This is a genomic window from Waterburya sp. (genome assembly GCF_058530065.1).
The window spans coordinates 1-4,229 of sequence record NZ_JBZNBU010000305.1 but is presented as its reverse complement, the minus strand read 5'-3'; the positions used below and the strand labels follow the sequence as shown (position 1 = coordinate 4,229).

The following is a 4,229-nucleotide window of genomic DNA, read 5'->3' as shown; positions in this document are numbered from 1 at the left end:
GCGATCGCTTTATACAGTGACTTTATTTCCATTCACTGCACCTTATACAAAGTAGACAGGATCTTACTTAGTCCTGCTTTTGGATTCTCTAATCATTTTCTTGAGATTTTCTCAGGGTTGATTAAGATATTTTCGGTAAATTAAATTGAAGTAAACTTACAATAAATAAAAAAATATGAAACGAGTAATTTGGCTATTGTCGGCATTGACTTTTGCTATGATTCCCACATTAGTACAGGCAGAAGATATTTTAAAGGAAGGAGAATTAATCGAAACTGGTAGCTTTATCGGGCAAGGTGGTCATACAGTAAGTGGAGAGTTTCAAATAATCAAACAAGGGGAAACTCATTATCTAGTTCTTCAAGATAATTTTAAATTTGATGGTGCACCCGATCCCAAAATAGGCTTTTCTAAAAATGATGAATTTAGCGAAGATACCCTATTTTCTGGTTTGAATTTAGATGAAGGAAAACAAATTTATCGTTGGCCGTTAGATTTTAACCCCGCTCAATATGATGAAGTTACCCTTTGGTGCGATAAATTCAATGCCGATTTAGCAGAGGCAAAATATTAGTAGATACCACTAATGATTTCGATCGGTAGCTAGAGATTTGGAGAATCCAAACAAAAAGTAGAATTCAAACACTTATTAATAACTCGTTTTCAAATCGATTAATATTTAATATTCCGAACGACGGATATTAAAACAACACCAATCTTTTCGCTTCCAAAGTGCGGCTACCGTCCAACCATTGTTTTCTACCACATCGGCGATCGCATCTGCTTGAGTAATTAAAATTCCACTGAGAACCGCCCAACTCTTTTCGTGAGTAATCTGATTGAACTGAGGAAATAATTCTATGATGACATCAGCCAAAATATTACACATAATGCCATCAAAAGTTTCTCCTGTTTCGATCAGCTTCTCAATACTGCCATCCGCAACAATTAAGCGACGGCGATCGATCTCATTCAACTGACAATTACTGCGACAGGTTTTCGTAGATAAAGCATCAGTATCGACGGCATAAACTTTTTTCGCTCCCAATAAAGCCGCACCCAGAGACAAAATACCCGAACCGCAACCAAGATCGGCGATCGTTTGAGTCTCGGCATCGCTGTATAATCTCATTTCCACCGATTCCAAGCATAATTGGGTAGTAGGATGAGTTCCCGTACCAAAAGCCGCACCAGGATCTAATTTTAAAATTATTTTGTCCGAATCTTCGGGGGGAGTTTCCCAAGCAGGATATACCAAAAAGCGATCGCCAATTTCGGCGGGTTGCCAATGTTGCTTCCAATTAGTCGCCCAATCTTCTTCATCAATTAGATGCCATTCTGCTTCTGGTATAGATACTTCTAGCAATTTTGCATCTTGTTCTAGCCACATCGATAAAGCAGCCAAATCTAACAATTGAGTGGCGATCTCAGGGATATAAGTCCGAATTTCAATTTTCTCGTTGAGATCGAATTGAAGTTCGGTGCTTAGATCGTCATCGACAACTTTAACTTGGGTAGCTGTTCCCGAACAACCAAACTTTTCGAGTCGCCAAAAAACTGATTCTTCTAGAACTGGCTCGCATTTTACGACGATCTCCCACCAACGATTAGACATGAATTTCCTTGAATTTACGAATTATATAGGGACTATCTCAGTTGAACCATAGTGGTTTTCTGACTCTTACCATTTAAACTCGATCGCTTGTTAGTTTAGTCTGATAACCTCTTATTTTCCACTACTGTATGTCAAGAGTTTGGCTTTATCCACTTTTTGATTTGGTTCTACATTATAGTTTTCCCAATCTCGATTGATAATTTACGTTTAGAATAAAATGTCTTGGATTTATAGCAAATTATTAACTAATATCAAGCAAATACAACAAAGTTGGCAAGATGACTCGCCAACTCTGAAAGTTATCTAGTTTTTCAGTATTCAGACAAACAGTTTTTTACAGAGAAAGTTTGACAGTATAAGCGTCTCTAATACCGTCTACTTTGGTAATTTCTTGTAGAATTCCTTCTGGTAAAGGATCGTCGAGACTAAGTACCATTACGGCTTCTCCTCTAACAATTTTGCGTCCTACCTGCATACTCGCAATGTTGACGTTGTAACTACCCAATAGAGAGCCGATTTTACCGATAATACCAGGCATATCTCTGTGCAGAGTAAACAACATATGGTCGTTGGGTGGAACATTAATGGGGAACTCATCTAAGTTGGTGATTCTGATTTCTCCTTCACTCAACAATGCGCCAGTAACGGAATGCTTGCCATTTGCTCCTTTAGCTTCCACGTGCAAAGAACCGCCAGAATAGTCGCGAGTCGAACTATCTTTGGTTTCAATTACCCTAATACCTCTTTCCTGAGCTTCGATCGCTGCGTTAACATAATTAACTCTTTCTCTGAGGGCTTCAGATAGTAAACCTTTAAGAGCAGCAACAATTAGGGGTTGACTGTCATTATTAGCTAATTCTCCTTGCAAGCGAATATTTAGCTCGTCGATTCTGCCTCCTGCTAGCTGTCCTGCCATTGTACCCAAGGTTTCAGCTAATGTGAGGTAAGGACGCAGTTTTTCCATTACGTCGGGATTTAAACCAGGAATATTTACCGCAGAGCGAGCGGGTAAACCCAATAAAACGTCTCTAATTTGCTCGGCAACATCAATAGCTACATTTACTTGGGCTTCGGCAGTAGATGAGCCCAAATGGGGAGTCAAAACTAAATTAGACTCGATTTCAGTTAGGGGTGATTCTCCGAGAGGTTCGTTGGCATAAACATCTAATGCTGCACCGCCGATTTTTCCTGCTTTAACGGCTTCCGCTAAAGCTGCTTCATCAATAATTCCACCACGAGCGCAGTTAATAATTCTGACGTGGGGCTTCATTTTTGCCAGGGCTTCAGCATTAATTAAATTAGCCGTTTCGGGGGTTTTGGGAATGTGTAGGGTGATATAGTCTGATTCTTGGAACAATAAATCTAAATCTACCAGGCTACAGCCCAATCTTTCGGCTCTTTCTGATGCCACAAAAGGATCGTAAGCGAGTAATTTCATCTCCATCGCTCGCGCTACTTTAGCTACGTGCGCGCCAATTTTACCCAAACCAACTACGCCCAATGTTTTTTTATAAACTTCGTTGCCAACGAATTTTTTTCGCTCCCACTTACCAGCTTTAACTGATTGGTTGGCATTGGGTATCTGACGGGATAATGACAGCATCATTGCTAGAGCGTGTTCCGCAGCAGCAATAGTATTGCCTTCAGGGGAGTTGACCACGACAATACCATTACGAGTAGCGGCTTTTACGTCAATATTGTCTACTCCTACTCCCGCACGTCCAATGATTTTGAGGTTTTTGCCCGCTTCAATTACTTCTGCTGTAACCTTAGTACCCGATCGCAGCATCAAAGCATCGTATTCGGGGATAATTTTAATCAGTTCTTCTAGGGGAAGCTTGGTTTTTACGTCTACTTCAGCTACTTGAGAGATGATATCGATACCAGCACTATCGACAGGATCGGAGACGAGAACTTTTGCCATAGTCATGAATAGTAGTCTAATTCCCTTGAGTCTTGTTTTCTATCTATAAGCTTCAATCAGTTCTAGTTAAAGGCTTGTAGCTTATAGCTAATCGTAAAGCGATTTTAAGTCAGCGCAGTAGATCATTGTAGAGGTAAAACTCCCTTTAATCTTATATTCGTTAAAAAGATTTTGGATTTAGATTTGTTTGGTAAAAATAGCGATCGCCAATACTTCATTAAGAAATACTATTAAACTTCAATTAAGGTAAACTTTCAATCGTATAAGCAATAACTAGATCTAATCAGATTCTGCGTGCGATCGAGATATGGAAACAATTATTTTAACTGTCAATACTACCGTTGATGAAAATGATAGTGGTAATGGGGGAGCAGGATTATCCCTACGAGATGCTATATCCATTGCCAATGAATCCCCTGAAAATAATTACATCATCGAACTACAAGGTGGCAGCACTTACAACCTCACTGTTGATAGTGCCGATCCTGGAGCTCCTGGAGATAATCACTTAGATATAGGACGAGGAGCGGGACAACAAATATTTTAGATACAACAATCGATAGTAATATCTCTCTTCTGTCACTCTAGGCATAAGAGCAGTAAAACTCATCCCAACAATAGACCAAATATCTTAAGCAATCAAACCCATTTATTGGGTCTTGCACGCTTTTGGTGATCCAAGAATCAGGC

At 39.7% G+C, this 4,229-nt stretch carries 4 protein-coding genes; 2 read left to right on the top strand and 2 right to left on the bottom strand.

Annotated features, from left to right (window positions below; all coding sequences use genetic code 11):
• Nucleotides 1-175: 175 nt before the first annotated feature.
• On the top strand, nucleotides 176-574 hold the full coding sequence (locus tag AC33VI_RS18315) for a DM13 domain-containing protein (RefSeq protein WP_491783701.1): 399 nt from the start codon (nucleotides 176-178) through the stop codon (nucleotides 572-574).
• 105 nt (nucleotides 575-679) lie between these two features.
• Here the strand turns inward: AC33VI_RS18315 and prmA are convergent, their stop codons facing one another.
• Nucleotides 680-1,615: a 50S ribosomal protein L11 methyltransferase gene (prmA, locus tag AC33VI_RS18310; RefSeq protein ID WP_491783700.1), complete on the bottom strand. Its 936-nt coding sequence runs from the start codon at nucleotides 1,613-1,615 to the stop codon at nucleotides 680-682.
• A 334-nt stretch (nucleotides 1,616-1,949) separates the two neighbouring features.
• Nucleotides 1,950-3,539: a phosphoglycerate dehydrogenase gene (gene serA, locus AC33VI_RS18305; RefSeq protein ID WP_491783702.1), complete on the bottom strand. Its 1,590-nt coding sequence runs from the start codon at nucleotides 3,537-3,539 to the stop codon at nucleotides 1,950-1,952.
• A gap of 307 nt (nucleotides 3,540-3,846) precedes the next feature.
• Between serA and AC33VI_RS18300 the strand changes: the two genes are divergently transcribed.
• Nucleotides 3,847-4,086 carry a hypothetical protein gene (locus AC33VI_RS18300; protein ID WP_491783699.1) on the top strand — a complete coding sequence of 80 codons (240 nt, stop codon included), beginning with the start codon at nucleotides 3,847-3,849 and terminating at the stop codon, nucleotides 4,084-4,086.
• Nucleotides 4,087-4,229 lie beyond the last annotated feature (143 nt).

What these genes read in the sequence shown, in the direction of transcription:
- AC33VI_RS18315 (WP_491783701.1), top strand. Translation starts at nt 176, where the DNA reads ATGAAACGAGTAATTTGGCTATTGTCGGCATTGACTTTTGCTATGATT.
- AC33VI_RS18300 (WP_491783699.1), top strand. Translation starts at nt 3,847, where the DNA reads ATGGAAACAATTATTTTAACTGTCAATACTACCGTTGATGAAAATGAT.
- prmA (WP_491783700.1), bottom strand. Translation starts at nt 1,615, where the DNA reads ATGTCTAATCGTTGGTGGGAGATCGTCGTAAAATGCGAGCCAGTTCTA.
- serA (WP_491783702.1), bottom strand. Translation starts at nt 3,539, where the DNA reads ATGGCAAAAGTTCTCGTCTCCGATCCTGTCGATAGTGCTGGTATCGAT.